14 protein-coding genes are annotated in these 17522 nt (G+C 45.0%); 7 read left to right on the plus strand and 7 right to left on the minus strand.

The annotated features are described in order from the left end of the window. Positions 1-88: 88 nt before the first annotated feature. Together ORJ00_RS07405 and ORJ00_RS07410 are read right to left on the minus strand one after the other, a co-directional pair. Positions 89-3031, minus strand: coding sequence for an ATP-binding protein (locus ORJ00_RS07405; RefSeq protein ID WP_306139422.1), 2943 nt, complete (start codon positions 3029-3031; stop codon positions 89-91). Positions 3032-3219: 188 nt separating this feature from the next. Beyond that, a complete protein-coding gene (locus tag ORJ00_RS07410; RefSeq protein WP_306139423.1) occupies positions 3220-5094 on the minus strand; it encodes a hypothetical protein in 1875 nt (624 codons plus the stop codon). Positions 5095-5610: 516 nt separating this feature from the next. Here ORJ00_RS07410 and ORJ00_RS07415 point away from each other — a divergent pair. The 3 genes from ORJ00_RS07415 to ORJ00_RS07425 all read left to right on the plus strand — a co-directional run bounded on the left by ORJ00_RS07415 (position 5611) and on the right by ORJ00_RS07425 (position 6697). Further along, the gene (locus ORJ00_RS07415) at positions 5611-5814 is read left to right on the plus strand and encodes a Tse2 family ADP-ribosyltransferase toxin (RefSeq protein ID WP_306139424.1); all 204 of its coding nucleotides are present in this window, start codon (positions 5611-5613) and stop codon (positions 5812-5814) included. Beyond that, positions 5807-6031: a hypothetical protein gene (locus ORJ00_RS07420; protein ID WP_306139425.1), complete on the plus strand. Its 225-nt coding sequence runs from the start codon at positions 5807-5809 to the stop codon at positions 6029-6031. The genes ORJ00_RS07415 and ORJ00_RS07420 overlap by 8 nt, the downstream gene beginning before the upstream one ends. A gap of 159 nt (positions 6032-6190) precedes the next feature. Beyond that, positions 6191-6697 (plus strand): hypothetical protein, encoded by a 507-nt coding sequence (locus ORJ00_RS07425; RefSeq protein ID WP_306139426.1) that lies wholly within the window; start codon positions 6191-6193, stop codon positions 6695-6697. Positions 6698-6762: 65 nt separating this feature from the next. Here ORJ00_RS07425 and ORJ00_RS07430 read toward each other — a convergent pair whose 3' ends face one another. Next, entirely contained in the window at positions 6763-6999 is a 237-nt protein-coding gene (locus tag ORJ00_RS07430) for a HigA family addiction module antitoxin (protein ID WP_306139427.1), read from the minus strand. 81 nt (positions 7000-7080) lie between these two features. Between ORJ00_RS07430 and ORJ00_RS07435 the strand changes: the two genes are divergently transcribed. Beyond that, positions 7081-7917, plus strand: a complete 837-nt coding sequence (locus tag ORJ00_RS07435) for a MerR family transcriptional regulator (protein ID WP_306139428.1) — start codon at positions 7081-7083, stop codon at positions 7915-7917. Positions 7918-7975: 58 nt separating this feature from the next. Here the strand turns inward: ORJ00_RS07435 and ORJ00_RS07440 are convergent, their stop codons facing one another. Beyond that, positions 7976-8428, minus strand: a complete 453-nt coding sequence (locus tag ORJ00_RS07440) for an SRPBCC family protein (RefSeq protein WP_305977807.1) — start codon at positions 8426-8428, stop codon at positions 7976-7978. Between the two features lie 201 nt (positions 8429-8629). Here ORJ00_RS07440 and ORJ00_RS07445 point away from each other — a divergent pair, with 201 nt between their 5' ends. Further along, positions 8630-9253, plus strand: a complete 624-nt coding sequence (locus tag ORJ00_RS07445) for a LysE family translocator (RefSeq protein WP_306126261.1) — start codon at positions 8630-8632, stop codon at positions 9251-9253. Positions 9254-9257: 4 nt separating this feature from the next. Here the strand turns inward: ORJ00_RS07445 and ORJ00_RS07450 are convergent, their stop codons facing one another. Next, a complete protein-coding gene (locus ORJ00_RS07450) occupies positions 9258-9407 on the minus strand; it encodes a hypothetical protein (protein ID WP_306126262.1) in 150 nt (49 codons plus the stop codon). A 188-nt stretch (positions 9408-9595) separates the two neighbouring features. On the opposite strand from ORJ00_RS07450, the gene ORJ00_RS07455 reads away from it, so the two are divergent. Beyond that, positions 9596-11827 (plus strand): S46 family peptidase, encoded by a 2232-nt coding sequence (locus ORJ00_RS07455; RefSeq protein WP_306139429.1) that lies wholly within the window; start codon positions 9596-9598, stop codon positions 11825-11827. Positions 11828-11907: 80 nt separating this feature from the next. On the opposite strand, the gene ORJ00_RS07460 is transcribed toward ORJ00_RS07455, so the two are convergent. Next, the gene (locus tag ORJ00_RS07460) at positions 11908-12543 is read right to left on the minus strand and encodes an NAD(P)H-dependent oxidoreductase (protein ID WP_306139430.1); all 636 of its coding nucleotides are present in this window, start codon (positions 12541-12543) and stop codon (positions 11908-11910) included. Positions 12544-13051: 508 nt separating this feature from the next. Here ORJ00_RS07460 and ORJ00_RS07465 point away from each other — a divergent pair. Continuing rightward, positions 13052-16984, plus strand: coding sequence for a di-heme oxidoredictase family protein (locus tag ORJ00_RS07465; protein WP_306139431.1), 3933 nt, complete (start codon positions 13052-13054; stop codon positions 16982-16984). A 129-nt stretch (positions 16985-17113) separates the two neighbouring features. Here ORJ00_RS07465 and ORJ00_RS07470 read toward each other — a convergent pair whose 3' ends face one another. Continuing rightward, positions 17114-17482 (minus strand): cupin domain-containing protein, encoded by a 369-nt coding sequence (locus ORJ00_RS07470; protein WP_306139432.1) that lies wholly within the window; start codon positions 17480-17482, stop codon positions 17114-17116. Positions 17483-17522: the final 40 nt, after the last annotated feature.

Genomic DNA, 17522 nt, shown 5'->3' on the forward strand with positions numbered 1-17522 from the left:
GGGCAAGCCCGGCTTTTTACAGCTTTTTTAAAGTCTCAAGAAATGGCGTAGCTTTGTCGTTTCCGAGTTCTTTAATTTGTTATTTGTTTCACGTTAAGTCACTGATTAACATTTTAAACTCTTTCGACGGGGTGCCTTGTTCTAAGTAGTCAATTACTGATTTATAATTTTCGCAAACCCGATATTGTTTCATCGTAGGTTTCTTTGGATCTTTATAGTTCTTGATAACGCCTTTATCCATTAGCTGAGGCAGCAACTTAACTGCAGAAAGTTTTTTTCTCACCTCTTCTTGTTTTCTCGGATAAAAATTTCCTCTCTGATAGAAGAGTTTAAAAACTTTCTCCAATTCAGATTTAACAGCCTCCTCAGTGCTCTTGGATTCTTGCTGTTTCTCGGACAGTAAATGTTGAATTGCAGACAAGTCACAGCTGGTGCTGAACATTCCGCTAGGTATTTTATAATTAACCCCTACTCTAGGGTCTATTCCTTTGAATATTGAGTTATAAAAAACAGTGCCTTCATCCATATGGCATTCCCAAAAATATTCATAGTTATTGAAAGTGCAATCAACTAATTCTTTTCCGCTAAAGTCAAACGTTGGCTTGAAAGTTGATGCGCCAAATATATCAACCAAACAAACTCCAACTAACTTTCCATTCTCGCCAAAAATTTTTTCTAATAGCTCAGTTCTTGTATTCAGATTAGATTGTTGGTCTCGTCCTATCTGAAGAAGAGTTAGAAGAATTGAAACAATTGATGAAACAAATTTTTCATTACTAACGTTGTCAAATTTTCTAACTGACTCAATTACCTGTATGCAAAATATTATTATGTCATCATCTAGAGTAAGTTTTTCTGCAATAGACTCAGTAAAGCTACTATCATATTTTAGATATCCGCTTATAATTCGGATTATCTCTTCGTTGAGCATTTTTAGGTCTTTTTGCTTGAAAAAGTAATATATCAATAATCCTTTAAAATATATTTCAAATACATCATACCTGAAGTAAATCATGTTGTTTTCACATTGAACTAAAGGGTGTCCTTTTATTTTTTCAATTAATGAGTTGTCGAAATCTTTGGTTATTTTTGCAAGCTCGCCTTTGATGTCATATAGGCTAATTCCATTTTGTTTATTTGCTGAAACTCTAATGAAGAGTTCCACCTGTTGATCTACAGACAAATTTCCAAGTTTAACTATTTCACGGCGACAAAGTTGAGCGACCAACTGATCAGCGTGTTCTTCTGGGATTAGATATTTACTCTGAAAATATGCTTGGTCATTATCGGTTACATCTTTTGAGTTGATTAAGTAACCTATCATATCAAGTAAAAATGGTATGTATGTTTTGTCTCCGCCGTCTTTTGTAATTTGTGTAGATTCTATGGCGAGGTCTTCAGCCATACCCATGGCCTTTTGAACTTTCTTATTATCGCCTTTTAATTTTTGTTCAAAGAAATCAATTGCCAAATTCTTGTTAAAAGCTTTTAGGGTGATTTGAGGAAGCAGTATTTTTTTGCCAACTTCGTTCCAAAAGTGGTCTCGGCACGTGATCAATACTTTGCATTTATGTAAGCCTGAGGAGTACTCTTCAAATATTGATGTAATAAACTGTTCAACATCAAACTTTTCTCCAAGTTTCGCGATCACCTCGTCAATACCATCAAGAACTACAACTAAACTTCCGTTATCTATTGATAGCTGGAGTAGTTCTTTGTCGAATCTTGCCCCATCAATTTCGTCTGCATCCATCAAGGCTTTATAAAAATCAAAAACGTCTGAAACCTTATTATCAAGGCTGAAATTTCTTGACAGCTCGCTTATGATTTCTTTAGAGTCTATAAATAATATTCCAGTTTCTGAATTTTCATTACTTATAGAATCTAAAAATTGCTTTGCTAGAGTGGTTTTTCCAATACCACCATGACCGCTAACTACAAAAAGTGGTTCGTCATCAGAAAGAAACCAGTGCTTCAATCTCTCTATTGCAGATAAATCGAAATCTAATCCTTCGTCGTATAAGCTATTTACATAAACTGGTAAGTTAAATTTCTCAAAAGGGAGAATGCAGTCTTTATATAAATGTTCGTATCCAAATTCGTCTATAAAGTAAACATAGTTTGATTCAAAAAGTTTCCTAATATTGCTCTTTCTTCGTTCTACATCTTTTATTTTCGGCCTGTCAATTAATATTATAGAAACAGATAGGTTGGTTATTAGATTTTTATTTTTGATATCAGCAAAGGTTTTCCCTTGGTTTGATGAGTCGTGTATGTAGATAAACTCCCTCAATCCTGAGAATCCATCTTCGAGTCTATATACTTCGTATACTATATTTTCTTTCCAGTTTCTCTCTTTTACTGGAAAATTCTCTGCTAACGTAAAACTTGCATTCTTATCAATAAATAACTGAACTGTTTTTTCAATAGATCTCTCTGAGGTCGATAGACCTAGTTCTGGATTAAGCCTTTTGTGAAGCTCAGAATCTTTATATTTAGCAAACTCTAATTTTAAATTTTCAATTTCATCAGGCGTTGCAGTGCGAACTTCATCTGTTTTCTGTCCCCTCCTAATCAGCACAACCCCTTCGTCAAGATGGCGAGTCTTTGTTTTAAGCTCTCTTTTCAACTCAATTAAGTAAGTTGGGCACTGAATCTCAAATACGAATAAAGTTTTTGATTCGATTATTACAGGTTCGATATTTATGCCTAGGAGAGCAGGTTTAGTACAGCCCTCTAGTTTCTGAAACAGAATCTTTCTGAAATCAGTCAGGTTTTTCAGCTGTTTAATTTTGTCAAATTCTACGTTGTATAAAGCGCGCTCCTTTTCTGAAAATCCAATAATCAAATAACGATACTCACCCGTGCAATTAAGGTATCCATTTGCTAAAGAGATTATATCTTTTAGTAACTCACCCCACTTATCAGCCATCTCAACTTTTGGCGTCGAATCATCCCAATACCACTCTCTTTTAAACTCCAAAATTGGTGACTCTTCTCTTTTCAGAAGAAGAGAAATATCCTCTTTCATTTTCTTATTTCCTAATAAGTTCCATCAAATATCAATCGTTATTAAAGAAGTTCTTACACATGTTGAAGATGAAGCCTGAGGTGTCTCCACAAAGTTGTTAAATAAAACAAAGAATGAACTAAGAAAGAACATTTATGACGTTTCGTTAAAATGGGGGCATAGCACTTTTCCAGTAAATTCGCTCTGCCCTAGATACTTTTCGCAATCAATTCAGCCTTGAGCAGGCCGCCTTTTGTTAGCAACCGTGCTGAAAAATTAGGGCGGCGTTTGGCTTTATAGGCATCGTGAATTTGCTTTAGCCCCTCAGCCGTTAGCAGCGAGATATTCACTTCAGTGTCCATCTCTGCGGATTCGATAAAGTCCTGCGAGAAACTGGGCGCGATAATCAGCACCTGCGCTACACGTTTTCCCTGATTTTCGCAGCGGTTAACGTAAGCTTTGATCTGGCGGGATGTTGCTGAGTATTTAGCAAAATCACCTTCTTTGCAGGTTTTTGCTTCGCCAATAATGATATCGTCATCGCTGATAGTAATAATAATGTCAGCTTTGTCTTTTGCCGTATTTATCGACTTGCGCAGTTCCTCGTCAACATCCAGTTCCAATTGCTCCAGGATCGTTTTTGTTGCTTCTTCAAACTTCACGCCAATATCTGCTTCGTTAATTTCGATACCAACAGCTTTGAGCGCTGACAAATCGCGCTTAGCCAAAGCGGCGTAGTTTTCAATTAGTTTGTCGTTGGCATTGGCGAATGCTTCCAGGATATTTGTTCTTGGGTTGCCTTTTCTGGGCAATTTCAGGTTATCGCGTAGCTCTTTCACTTCATCATTAGTGAGCAGGTATAAAACGTCATGCGGCGTAATACTTAATGCCCGCAAGCGCTCAACGTTGATTTCCTCAGTTTCTTCAAGCTCATACTCGCACCGGATGCGTTGTACTAATGTTTCCGGAGCGCCAGTTGCATCAGTACCTTGAAAATTCTGCACCAGAGCGTCAAACATTTCTTTGTAACCTGTGGCGCTAATGGCATCGAACTCGCGGTCGGCAGCAGTATTCAGGCTTTGCAAAATCACATCTATACGTTCATCAAGCGTGAAACCAATTTTGTCAGCGTCGATATCCAAATCAGCGATAAGTTGTTTCAAACGATCTTTACGTTTGTTTTGGTTGTCAGCTTCGTCGAACAAATCGCGTGACAACATATCTCGCACGGCGATACCGGAATGCAAAATGGTACTGATTTTTTCGCCCCGGCTAACGCTGCGAATACGCTTACCGTAACTTTTTAAGACATTTGATAATTCAGCGTCAGACAGCACCCGTAAGATCCTTAGCAAGTGTTTATCGGCCAGCTCTTTACCTTGGATCTGATTTAATACCGTAACCACTTCATCTGGGATTAGCACTTCGGATGTTTTGCGATTAACGAATATCACACCCATATCGCGTAGCTCTTGCAGGCAGTTTTCTACCGTTTGCTTGCCGGCTTTGATTGGTTCGGATAAATGTTCTATCGCAACCACTTCATCATGAGAAATTTTCAGATGATGGGCCAGTGTATTTAGAATGCTGCGTTCGTCGTCAGTGATGTTTGCCTGGCGATTAATTCTCTCATCGTTTGTGTAGGCAACGTTTAGACAATCACGGAAAATTTTCAGACGATGTGCATGACCATAGTCTTCCGCTAGGTTGCTATCGAGATCTTGTTGGATCTGCTGTGCCAGGGCGTCTAATGCTTCCCACTCACGGCTATAAAGTTGCTCCACCCACGATATACGGGCAATACCGTTACCATCCCGGGTAAGAATGTTTATCAGCAGTGCCATAGAGGCATCGCTTAGTGCCAGTTTTTCCCGAATTGAATCCTGATACTGAATTGCAACGGCGTTGAAAAGGTGCGTAATTTCACTGCCAGATGCGTCTTTAATCTGGCGATTAACTTTACTCAGCGCTTGTGAAATCACTTCATCACTGGAAGCTGCTGATGAGCATAATTTGTCCAGACACGTAATGAACTTAGATTTTTCTATCTGGTTTAATGTGGACAATACGTGGCTCAACTTCATAAGACATCCCTTTCTCATTATTTTGGCCAACAAAGAACTACTTTCAAAAGTAATTGAAGTTCTTAATATTTATCAGGTTGTACCGAATACCCAATCTAGAACATAACCAATGGATGCGCAACTTGAAAAAACATGACGTTACTGCTGTGTGGCCAGCTAAATGCAGTGGTGCTGTTGAAATGCATTTAACTAGTCATTAAACTTTTCGGCAAGTGGATTGGGGGAGCCTGGTCGGCGCCATAGCCTCGGTGAGTATCATCGGGGCTTTTCGCTTTCTGGTGCTGGGTAAATTTTCATCCCTACACCTTGATAAAATGTTCCTAACTTGCATCGACCACCATCACAATAAAACTTATTAGTGGCATTTATCGAGTGCCGAGTGAAGCTAAATAAGCTACATGTGCAGCCATTTTTGCTTCACCTGTCAAATTGACGCTGACGAATCAAGGCAGTGCTAGTCCAGCTTTTACAGATGCGCGCTTTACGCTTGATCCGGTATTTCCGGCTCGGTTAATAATGGCAGCAGCTGCAACGATTCCTGCTGGCACCATTATTCCTAAAGAGTTGGTAATTACTAAAGACCACTATATCCCAAAGAAAAATTCATGGCATTATTCGATCTCACCCAATTTTGATATGCCAGTAAGCAAATTTTTACGGTCGCTGGATCAGCTGGCTATTAATGCCGAGATAAAAAATAAAGGGGTTTCTAATGCTTAATCTTGATTTTCGATCTGTTGCGGTTTGCATTCAGGCGCTGGAAGACGCGATACGTTATTATGAATTACTGGCGCAATCAGAAACGACCAATAGCGACGACTATGAAGAATGTAAGTATATGTATGAAGTTGAGCTGAGTCGGTTGTGTGAACTTTACACTGCGGCAGAGCAACGTGGGGAAGCTCCTACACCTTTGAGTAAACTACTGAAATCTTAAAAAAGTGGCCAACTGGATTTGTTTCAGTAACAGAGCTTTAACCGCAAAGAGTAGTTGTACCCGCAGTTTGGATGACGGGGTACCGTTGATTTAAAATAGGTAAAAATAAGTCCAAATGTACGGCGGGAGCGACGGTGATTTTGCGGTTGGAGAACCAATTTGAGTAAGTTTGATATGTTGTCTGGTATTTCAGTAGCGCATGCAATAAAGACCAAAATGGGTAATGAGTATCACGGCGTTTTCCCGCCACATTTCGGCTTGGGTTTAGCAGCGTTACTTAGCTGCATGCTGTCAAGTGTTGTGCTGCTGTTGCTGGTTAGCTTTATCTTGTTTGAGTTTTCTATGCTGGTGTTATTGGTTGATACAGCGTTGATGTTTGTCTTGATATCACTGTTACTTCGATTAATTCAAGGCAGAACAGCCTTAAACAGCATCAAGCTGGCGCAGATTTACGCAGTTGCCTGTATTGCAGTAGCTATAATATGGTTAATGCTAACTGACAGGCATGTATCCCCAACGCTACTAACTGGTTTAGCCTGGACAGGAATAGCTGCTGGTGTTGTTGCAGCGGTTTTGTTCAGCACTAAGCGCTTCAGGAAGTTGGTGCAATATCAGCAAAAAGTGTGGCGTATCAAACAAGAAGTTTTACACAGTCTAAAAAGGTAATACTGGTTTCTTGAATAAATAGGGTCAGGGATATTGATTCATCCCCGTTTGCCTGTGTTTGTTGGCTAAGCACTACATAGCCGCTGCAGTTTAGACGTATCTATTCTCTGTCTGGCATGCCAGAGATCATAAGCATCCTGCATACCCATCCAGACGCGCTCGGAGCTGCCGATAACGGCTGCAAGGCGAATAGCCATTTCCGGTGAAATGTCCGACTTACCGCTTATCAGCCTTTGCACGGTAGGTGGCATAACGTGCCAGCTTTTTTTATCTTTGCTATCTTCGCTTAAAAAAATCATCATAGAACTTGACCCTAACGCAACGTTATAGCTGAGGCTTGCTGCATCGGGTGAGTGAGGTAAGTAAGGTGGAGGCGTAGCAGCGTGCAAAAGTGGTTTAGTGTTAGTCAGGTAAGTAAGCTCGCCGGTGTCAGTGTGCGAACTTTGCATCACTATGATCAGGTAGGCTTACTGACGCCACTGCGGCGGCAGGACAATGGTTATCGCTGTTACTCAGAGCCGCATCTTGCAAAGCTACAGCAAATTTTGCTGTACCGGCAGCTGGATTTTAGCCTGGAGCAGATCCGCGACATGATGCAGGCACCAGACTTTGATGCTGTAAACGCATTGCAGCAACAACATGCCTTGCTACTTAGCAAACTCGATGCAACAAAGCAGATGATCAATAACATTGAGGTGGCTATGACTATTGCACAAGGTAAACAAAATTTGCAGATCCTGTTTAGCACTGTGCCGCAGGATAAAGCGGAACAGTGGCAACAAGATTTTGCCAGCCAGTTTGCAGAACCTGGCGAGTACGAAACTGCGTTACAGGCAATGGGTAATGTAAGTGCCGCGCAATCACAGCATTTGACAGAGGAGTTTGATAACTGGGTAGCGCAGTATCTGCCGTTACTTGCCCTACCGGTGCAAGCAGAAGCCGTGCAGCAGCTGGTACTGCAGCACCTTGCCATGCAAAACCGCTTTTTAAGCCAGATGATGTCGGATGAGGCTTATCAAGGCCTGACCGGTGAAATCTTTTTGATGCTGACAGAAGCGTTAATTGAAGAAGAACTGGCGCAGCAAATGTACGCGTATTATGACCCAGCGCTACCGGAGCATTTGTATGAGGCAATGATGTATTTTGCCGAGCACAGCTTTAAACCTGCACCCGAGCAATATCGTTTTATCGGCGTAGAAAAGGCTGAAAGCTTAAGTTAAGGCTAAAGCAGCGCTAGTGGCGCCGGCAGTTAACAGGCCAGCGCCGCAGTTCTAGTTGTTATGGGCCGTCCGGGATCTCCGGCTCAGTCAGTAGGGCTAACAGCTGCAGCGACTCCTGCCAACCGGCATAGCAAAACTCCAACGGTATCGCATCGGGAATGCCGCTTTGCTCAATAGTTAGTTCTGTACCGCACAATACCGGTTTTAACCGGATGGTAACCAGCATTTGGCCGGGCAGGTTGGGGTCCTCAAACTGGTCGTTATAGCGAACAAGCTCGTTCGGTTTTAATTCCAGGTAAGTACCGCCAAAGCTGTGGCTGCTGCCGGTATTAAAATTGGTAAACGACATTTTATAACCACCACCCACCCGTGCATCCATGCTGTGCACCTTGCCGGTAAAACCATGCGGCGGGCACCACTTGGCTAAGGCATCCGCATCTAAAAAAGCGCGGTACAACCGCTCTGGCGTGGATTTCATTACCCGGTGCAGTGTTACGGTATTGCCTGACATTTTGATTCTCCTGTGCGAAACGCAATAAATTTCTGTATCACAGCTTAGTCGAAGTAGCAGGGATTGATTCGACAGGGGGAGAGATTTGTTTACTAAAGGTTTTTATATGGCTGCGCCAGGTTGCGGAAAAACCCTGCCAAAAGCTATTGCTGGTGCGGTTGCAACCGAGCAAAATAGCGTCAGTTTTTTACTGAGGTTGCTATGGTTAATCTTGCCTTGCTGAGCGCATTTATTCCGACATTTTTATTTGTCTCGGTGACACCGGGAATGTGCATGACACTGGCCATGACGTTAGGTATGAGCCAGGGCGTGCGCCGTACCTTGTGGATGATGTGGGGCGAAATGCTGGGCGTGGCGCTGGTAGCCATACTGGCGGTATGCGGCGTGGCGGCGATAATGCTGCAATTTCCGGCGGTATTTCAGTGGTTTAAAATTGTTGGCGCTTGTTACCTTGGTTATATCGGGCTGCAAATGTGGCGCGCCAAAGGCAAGCTGGCGTTGCCGCAACCTGGTGAACTGCCAGCGTTAATGACGCGGCGTACCTTGTTTAGTCAGGGTTTTATTACTGCGGTGTCTAACCCCAAAGGCTGGGCGTTTCATATGGCGCTGTTGCCGCCGTTTATCGATAGCCAGCTGGCGTTTTGGCCACAGTTGCTGGTGCTGGTAAGCATCATTTTACTGCTGGAGTTCGGCTCTATGCTGCTGTATGCCAGCGGCGGTAAAGCGCTGGCGCTGTTTTTCGGCAAAGCCAACCGGGTACAGTACTTAAACCGCATCGGTGCCAGCCTGATGTTTGGCGTGGCGCTTTGGATGCTACTGGGCTAGCAGCTTATTGCTCGTGGTGATGGCCGGGCGCTTTGTTGCTGCCAAGGCCGCCGCTTAGTATCAGCAGTAGCAACCCGCGTAATAACTCCAAGGTGATTATAAGCGGCAGTACTATGGCCAGGCCGGTGAGTAAACTGCGTATTAATACTTTCATAAACCTACCTATTTAAACTGCAGCAAAAAATTGCGTCAAGCTTACCTTAATTGGTTTTGACTGTCTGTTGGCGAAGTGGCGACTTAACCTAATTTGAACGCACTTAACACATCGAGGTTGCGCTAACGGGCGCAAAATGGATAATTTGCCGCGACAATAATGAAAATAACCGGAACTACGGAATGCGCATGAAAACCAAACCCCTAATGATTGCTGCCGTGCTAGGCTTAAGCCTGGGGGCTGTGGCCGATGAAGGCCAGTGGCAACCCTACCAAATGGCGCAGTTGCAAGACGAATTAACTGCCAAAGGCATTGAAATTCCGGGTAAGCAGTTGGCTGATTTAAGCCAGTACCCGATGAACGCTATGGTCAGTTTGGGTTACTGCTCAGCGTCTTTTGTTTCGCCTAATGGCTTGGTAATAACAAACCATCACTGTGCTTATAACGCGATTCAAAACAACTCAACGAAAGACAATAACCTGATTGAAAAAGGCTTTTTAGCCAAGTCGCTGTCAGAAGAATTACCAGCCGGTGCGCAGGAGCGTTTATATATTACTGAAGCGGTAACCGATGTTACGGCGCAGGTTGCGGGCGCATTAGCGCCAGAGCTTAGCGGTAGCGCACGTTATGAAGCGATTGAAGCAAACCGTAAAGCACTGATTAAAAGCTGTGAAGCCGACCCGAACTACCGCTGCTCGGTGGTCAGTTTTCATCATGGTTTAGAATATTTTCAGATTAAACAATTAATGCTGCAGGATGTGCGGTTGGTTTATGCACCATCAGAGTCTGTAGGCAATTATGGTGGAGATATTGATAACTTTGAGTATCCGCGCCATACCGGTGACTATACCTTTATACGTGGCTACGTTGGCAAAGACGGAAAGCCTGCACCTTACTCGGTTGATAACGTACCCTATAAAAGTAAACATTTTTTAACGGTTAATGCCAGCGGTGTTCGCCAGGGCGATGGTATTTTGCTGGCCGGTTATCCGGGGCGTACCAGTCGTTATCGATTAGCCGATGAAATTGCATTTGCTGCTAATTGGCAATATCCGGCGCAGGTAAAAACCTATCAACAAATCATTGATACCATTGATCACCTCAGTGCGAAAGATGCCGACTTAAAAGTAAAGTATGCCTCTACCGTTAAAAGCCTGAATAACAGGATGAAAAAACTGCAGGGTTTGCTAGATGGGTTCGGTGTTACCGATATTCATGCCATTAAACAACAGCAAGAGCAAGCATTGCTTGATTGGATAAATGCCGACGCCAGTCGCGGCGTCTATCAGCAAAGCATTAGTGCACTACAGCAGGTGATTGATGCAGAGCAAGCGTATAGTCAGCAAACTTATTACTTTGATAATGCCAAACGCAGCGATATGTTAAAAGCGGCGATGACCTTGTATCGGCTGGCGATAGAAAGCGAAAAGCCAGATGCTGAGCGTGACATGGGGTATCAGCAACGTGATTTAAGCATGATTGAAAGCCGTTTAGCCAGAATGGAGAAAAGTTTTGATCCGGCGATGGATGTTGCTATTTGGTCAGAGCAGGTGGCAGAGTATTTAGCTCAACCAGATGCGGTGCGTGTCGCTGAACTAGATGCCGCTTTAGCTGTGAGCGCCGGTATGAGCCAAGCTGAAGTAAGCGCAAAGCTTGCCACCTTGTATCCGCAAAGCCAGTTAACCACGACAGAAGGGCGTAAGTACTGGTTAGGCAAGGCACCAGCAGAGTTTGTGCAAAGTACAGACCCGTTTATTCGTATTGCTGTTGCGATATATGCAAAAAATAAAGCGCTAGTGCAGCAGGAAAAAACATTAAGTGGCCAGCTGTCGCAGGTGCGTCCGGCTTATATGCAGGCAGTTATCGCGTATAACAACGCGCAGGGTAAACCGGTGTATCCAGATGCCAACAGTACGCTACGTATTACCTACGGCTCGGTAGAGGGTTACCCGGCGGTGGATGGTGTTTATAAAACGCCGTTTACGTCGGTAAAAGGGTTAATTGCCAAGCGGCAGGCAGAGTATCCGTTTAACGCACCGCAAAAACTGGTAGATGCCTACAATAATGGCCAGACTGCCGGCTATTTTTATCAGAATTTGGCCGCTAAGCCTCAGTTACCCTGGCATTGCAAGCTGTTTAGCTGTCCAGAGCCAGACGTAAAAGCGTTTAACTCGGTGCCGGTTAACTTCCTTACCAGTGCAGATACCACTGGCGGTAACTCTGGTTCAGCGGTAATGAACGGTAAAGGTGAGCTGGTAGGGTTAAACTTTGACTCCACCTACGAATCTATTACCAAAGATTGGTATTTCAATCCTGAAATTACCCGTGCGATACACGTTGATATCCGTTATGTGCTGTGGCTAATGCAGTACGTAGATGGCGCACAAAATGTGTTAGATGAAATGGAAATTGTCAGATAACTGTGTTGCTAAATACACGTTACCTAGAACTGAAGCCAGTGTGATTAACATCGCACTGGCTTTAACCTAGCGTTGGCCGGTTATCGGTTAATAATAAAGTCTGCCGTGCTGCGGCGGACTTTTTTTAAGTTTACCAGCCAGTCGCCTTCCGCTTCACGATAACCCAAAGGCAGTAGTAATACTGACTTCAATCCCAGTTCGGCCAGATTTAAAATGGCGTCTACTTTTTCCGGTTCAAAACCTTCCATCGGCGTGGCATCTACTTTTTGCTCTGCTGCTGCCAGTAAGGCTGAGCCTAAACCTATGTAAGCCTGACGCGCAGCATGCTCAAAATTTTCTTGTGCCGGGCGCTGCGGATAGTACCCCAACAACTTTTGCCGGTAGGCTTCCCAACCTTCGTTTTTAAAACCACGCTGTTCGTTCACCAGATCAAACATGCTGTTAATGCGCTCTTCTGTGTAGTTATCCCAAGCCGCAAAAACTAATAAATGCGAACAGTCGGTCACCTGAGACTGATCCCAGGCAGCGGGACGAATTTGTTTTTTAAGCTCGTGGTTAGTAATAACCAATACCTGATATGGCTGTAGACCACTTGAGCTGGCACTTAGGCGAATAGCTTCCAGAATAATGTCCAGTTTTTCTGCTGGCACAGTTTGATGTGGTGTCATTTTTTTTGTGGCATAACGCCAATTGAGTAAATCAAGGGTATTAGACATCTTTGTTCCTACATTTATTTTGTACTAGTTGGTATATAAGGGCGTAGTAGTGATGTTTCAATAGGGTGAAATTTGTATTTTTGCTGGTGATGAACAGGTAATGCCGCTGTACTTTAAACCGGCTTATGCCTGCGGTTGATATGTTAATGGATAATGTTTTTTTGTTAATTAAGCCTGATATCTTGACCTGAAAACGGATATCAACTAGCTTAAGAAAGCGCTTACATTTCTGTATTAACATAATAATATTGTCTGTACCTATGGTAACAGGACAAAGCAGGTAAGTGCGGCAAAACAAGTGTCTTAGGACGGGATAAAACAAAGCATAAAATTGCAGATGGCAAGATCTGTGGTTGAGCGTGGCCTGCAAAAATGCCGGATGCCACTTTGCAAGTAGCTTTCACTCAAAACATTTTTACATTCAGCAAACCCAGTCGGGGCTATGGTAGGCCATTAATGTGCCCGCTGTGCCCTTATTTGACAATGTGCAACCTATGGGTTTTTGCAAATGAAACAATTTAACAATTTACCGACGTGGTTTAAACCGCGCGCCTGGTTCTGCAGTCTGCTTGGTCTGTGTTGGCTTGTGACGCCGTCTAGCGTACTGGCCGATGTTACCAACCCCGTCATTGGTAACCTGCTGTTCGAAGATAACTTTAATAACGTAAATAATAATACCTGGAATAAGGTTGAAGGCGATGGTTGCCAGCTGGGTCTTTGCGGCTGGGGCAACCAGGAGTTGCAATGGTATAGCGCCAATAACTTAAGTATTGAGCCGGTACCAGGTGAATCAGGCAACACGGCGCTGGTGTTGCAGGCCCGCAATGAAGCTATCGGCGGTCGTGCTTTTAGCTCTGGAAAAGTAGACAGCCAGCATAAACTGGCGGTGCAATTTGGCATGATTGAAGTACGCGTACGAGTGCCAGAGTTGGGTATAGGCTTATGGCCGGCAGTGTGGATGCTTGGCACCAGTAAAGCCAGTTGGCCGGCAAAGGGCGAAATTGACATGATGGAAATGGGCCATCGGGCCCAGGCCAGAGCAGACGCCGGACATCCGGGCGCTAATATCAACAGCTATACCGCTGCCAATGCCATTTTTTACGCCGATGCGGCCTGTGTGCCACAAAACCCATCGTGCGCCGCGATGACCGCCTGGCAAACCGACAATGCTTATGTCGCCACTCAACCACTGAGTAATCGTTTTGTTACTTACCGCACCTACTGGACCGATACTCAATTACGTTTCACCGTAGTGGATAATGGTGTGGAGTACGATATGTACGATGCGCCGATTAACATTACTGAAGAATCAAGCGAACTGCAGCAGCCATTTTACCTGTTGTTGAATCTGGCGGTAGGTGGCAATTTTACGGATGCTGCTAACAATGCTCAGGTTAGTGCCCCCTTACCGGCAAAAATGTATATAGATTATGTGCGGGTTTACCAGCTAAATGGCATGGGACAAGTGTTTAATGGCAACGTTAACCCACCGCAAAGTGGCAGCTTTGGTGTGTTTACAGACGCTGCCACCACCGATCAACTGGACGCCGGTGTAAGTTCAGATATTTATATCTGGAACCAGGCTTCGGTGACCACCGGTAACACAGCACCGCTGGAGGGCAGTAATGTCATTGCCTGGCGCTACACCAGCCCCGGGCAGTGGTTTGGCGGCGGTATTCAGGCGCGGCAAGTGCGCGATATGAGCAACTTTGCTAATGGCACGATGAAATTCAGCATAAAAATTCCGGCCAATGTGAGTTTTAAAATTGGCATTGCTGATGACTACACTAATCAACACTGGGTGAATTTTCCCGCCTATGAAAGCCGCTATGGTTTAGTGCGCAATGGTGACTGGGCCGAAGCCACTATTCCGGTATCAGATTTACGTGGCGAATTTATAGCACTGCAGGCGTTAACCGGTATGTTTTATATTGCCAGTATGGATGGCGCCTTACCCGGCAACAGCTTTGAGTTTGCCATTGATAATATTGTTTGGCAGAGCGGTGGTACGGTTATCACTGACAGTGATAACGATGGTATAGCCGATAACCTGGACCAGTGTATCAATACGCCAACGGGCAGTGCCGTTGATAACAATGGCTGCCCCACAGCCGCCGGCTCATTTGGCGTGGCGCAAACCGGGGCCGACAGTATACGGTTTTATGTTAACAGCGGTAGCTGGGCAGACGTGCATTACCGGGTCAATAACGCTGGCCAGATAAACGTGGGTATGCAGCAGCAAAACGGTGTGAATAACTATCCGTTAACGGGGTTAGCGCCGGGTAGTGTGCTTAGCTACTTTTTCACCTATTGGGATACCGCAAAAGGCTATGCCATTGATACGGCGATGCAAACGTTTACGCTGGGCAATATCGTTACGCCGGATCCAGATCCAACACCCGACCCGGATCCAGACCCTACGCCAGACTTGGACAGTGACGGCGATGGTGTAAGCAATGAGCTGGATAACTGTCCTAATACGCCTGCTGGCACACCGGTTAATGTTAACGGCTGTCCGCTAACGTCAGTTAATGTGGTGCCGCTGTTTAGCGGAGCCACCGCGTTGGAACCCGCCATTCAGTATGACCGTGGCGATGCACTGGTAACACGTTTCTCTGACCGCGCCCGCGACCGCCACGCTAAAGAGAACCATTTTCAGGCCTATGATCATTACCTGACATTTTACTGGGAAGACAGAACCGCCGCGATTGAAATAGTCGACTATGTTGCGAAAGGTGGTAGCAGTATTCGCATGAATGTGGTGACGCAGAATAAACTGGACGACTTACAGGCAGAAAACCGCTGGTGGTATATCGGTAGAAATACACTGGCAGAGTTTTGCGGTAACGGCGTAATGAACATGGTTGATTACACCCACTACTGGAAAGAGGAAAGCTATAACTGTCGGGAAGGTAGGCCCATTCAGATAGGCGACAGGCTGGAATTTGAGGTCAGTCAGTTTCTCGACGCCTCAACCTTGCCGCGCGGTCGCGCTAATTACTATGGCACCACCTTTTTATATATTGTTGGTCAGGGCATAGTGCCGTGGGATGTCACCGACAAACAGGTGTTTCAACCCGGGCGCTACCTGCAGCGTGACTCTATACCTTTACCTGTTAGCGCGCGCCTAGGGGGCGACACGACCTTGCATGTGCAAATGACCGCCGAACCAGACGGCCATTTTCAGCAAATGGCTACCAATTTGGGTTACGACAATGGCCAACCATTTGTGCGGGGCCGGCGTGTACACCATAGTTCAGTGTTGGATGGTAACCACGATGAAAATGCTGAAAATGGCACTTTTAACAGTATGGTTGGCTTAGCCGGTTCACACTACATCAATGCCCGCTGTTCTGGCTGTCATGTCCGCAATGGCCGGGCAGGGGTTGCAGCGGTTGGTGCTCCGTTGGACAAGTGGGTGTTTAAAGTCGGTAATGCGCAGGGGTTATCTCACCCTGAGCTGGGCCGGGTTTTACAGCCACGAGCTACGGCTGGGGCAACTGGCGAAGGTATGCCATCTATTGCTTCGTTCAGTTACGCCAATGGGTTACGTACACCTCAGTATCAGTTCAGTGGCACAGTGCCGGAGACGTTTTCTGCCCGTATTGCCCCCCAGTTAAATGGTATAGGCTTATTAGAAGCGATACCGGAGCAAGCCATATTGGCGTTGGAAGATGAGTATGATGCTAATGGTGACGGCATTTCCGGCCGCGCCCATCGGGTTATCGACCCCGTTACCGGCGATACCCGTTTGGGCCGGTTTGGTTACAAAGCCGCAACCAGCAGTGTAAAACATCAGGTAGCAGCGGCCTTTAACACGGATATGGGCGTGATGACATCAGTGCTGCCACAGCCGGATTGCGGTGCGAATCAGACTGATTGCCGCACAGGCCCGCTATTGCCGCAGCAACATTTAGCTGATTTGGTAAAGTACATTTCATTACTGGGCGTGCGTGGCCAGCGTGACTATAACAACCCACAGGTGCAACAAGGAAAGGTCGTGTTTAGCAACACCGGTTGCAATGGTTGCCATGTTGAGAGCTTTCAAACCAGTGCTTACCACCCGCTGGCAGAGCTACGAAACCATACAATCCGGCCTTATACTGATATGCTACTGCATGATATGGGCCCGGGGTTGGCTGACAACTTAGCGGAAGGTAGTGCCAGTGGTAGCGAGTGGCGTACTGCACCTTTATGGGGATTGGGCTTATCTGCCTGTGTTACCGGTGGTGTGGCAGGCAATACCGGCTGGGATGCCTTTGGCTTGGATGGTTACCAATACTGCACACCAGATGCCAATTACCTGCATGATGGCCGCGCCCGCACTATAGACGAAGCCATTCGTTGGCATGGCGGTGAAGCTGAAACCAGTAAAGTGAACTATCAAAACCTTTCATCAGCAGATAAAGCTGCGTTATTGGCATTTTTAAATAGTTTGTAACACCTGGCACAACAAGCTTGTTAAAACGGCACTCAATAGTAGTGCCGTTTTTATCTGACAACCGTTTATTGCTTTTAGCTTATATAGGCTTAAGGCAAAGGTTTGAGTGTTCGTGAGTTGAGTTGTTGGTTATATCCATCGTTGATGTTCAGTTGCAACAGTGATTTTGGTGCGTTGGGTGCCTGTATGCTCGGTACTAGCGGGCTCTATTAGCATAATATGGGTATCTGGTTCTGCCAGCGGGCAATGTTCAACTCCTGCAGGAACTACGAACATATCCCCGGGCTCCAACACTATGCTGCCATTTCTGAGCATAAGAGTTAGTCGGCCTTTAAATACCAGAAATAATTCATCTTCATTTTCATGTACATGCCAAATAAGTTTACCACTGCCTTTTGCAAGCTTTACCAGTTGGCCATTCGCTTGGGCGATTATTTTTGGGGTCCAGTGCTCATCAAAAAGTGCGAATTTTTCAGCGATATTGATTTTATTTGGCATAACAATCCCGATTTGTGGCGGTTAATTTCTCTTGATTTCA

The sequence above is a fragment of the Rheinheimera baltica genome (assembly GCF_030731985.1).
GTDB classification, from domain to species: Bacteria; Pseudomonadota; Gammaproteobacteria; order Enterobacterales; family Alteromonadaceae; genus Alishewanella; species Alishewanella baltica.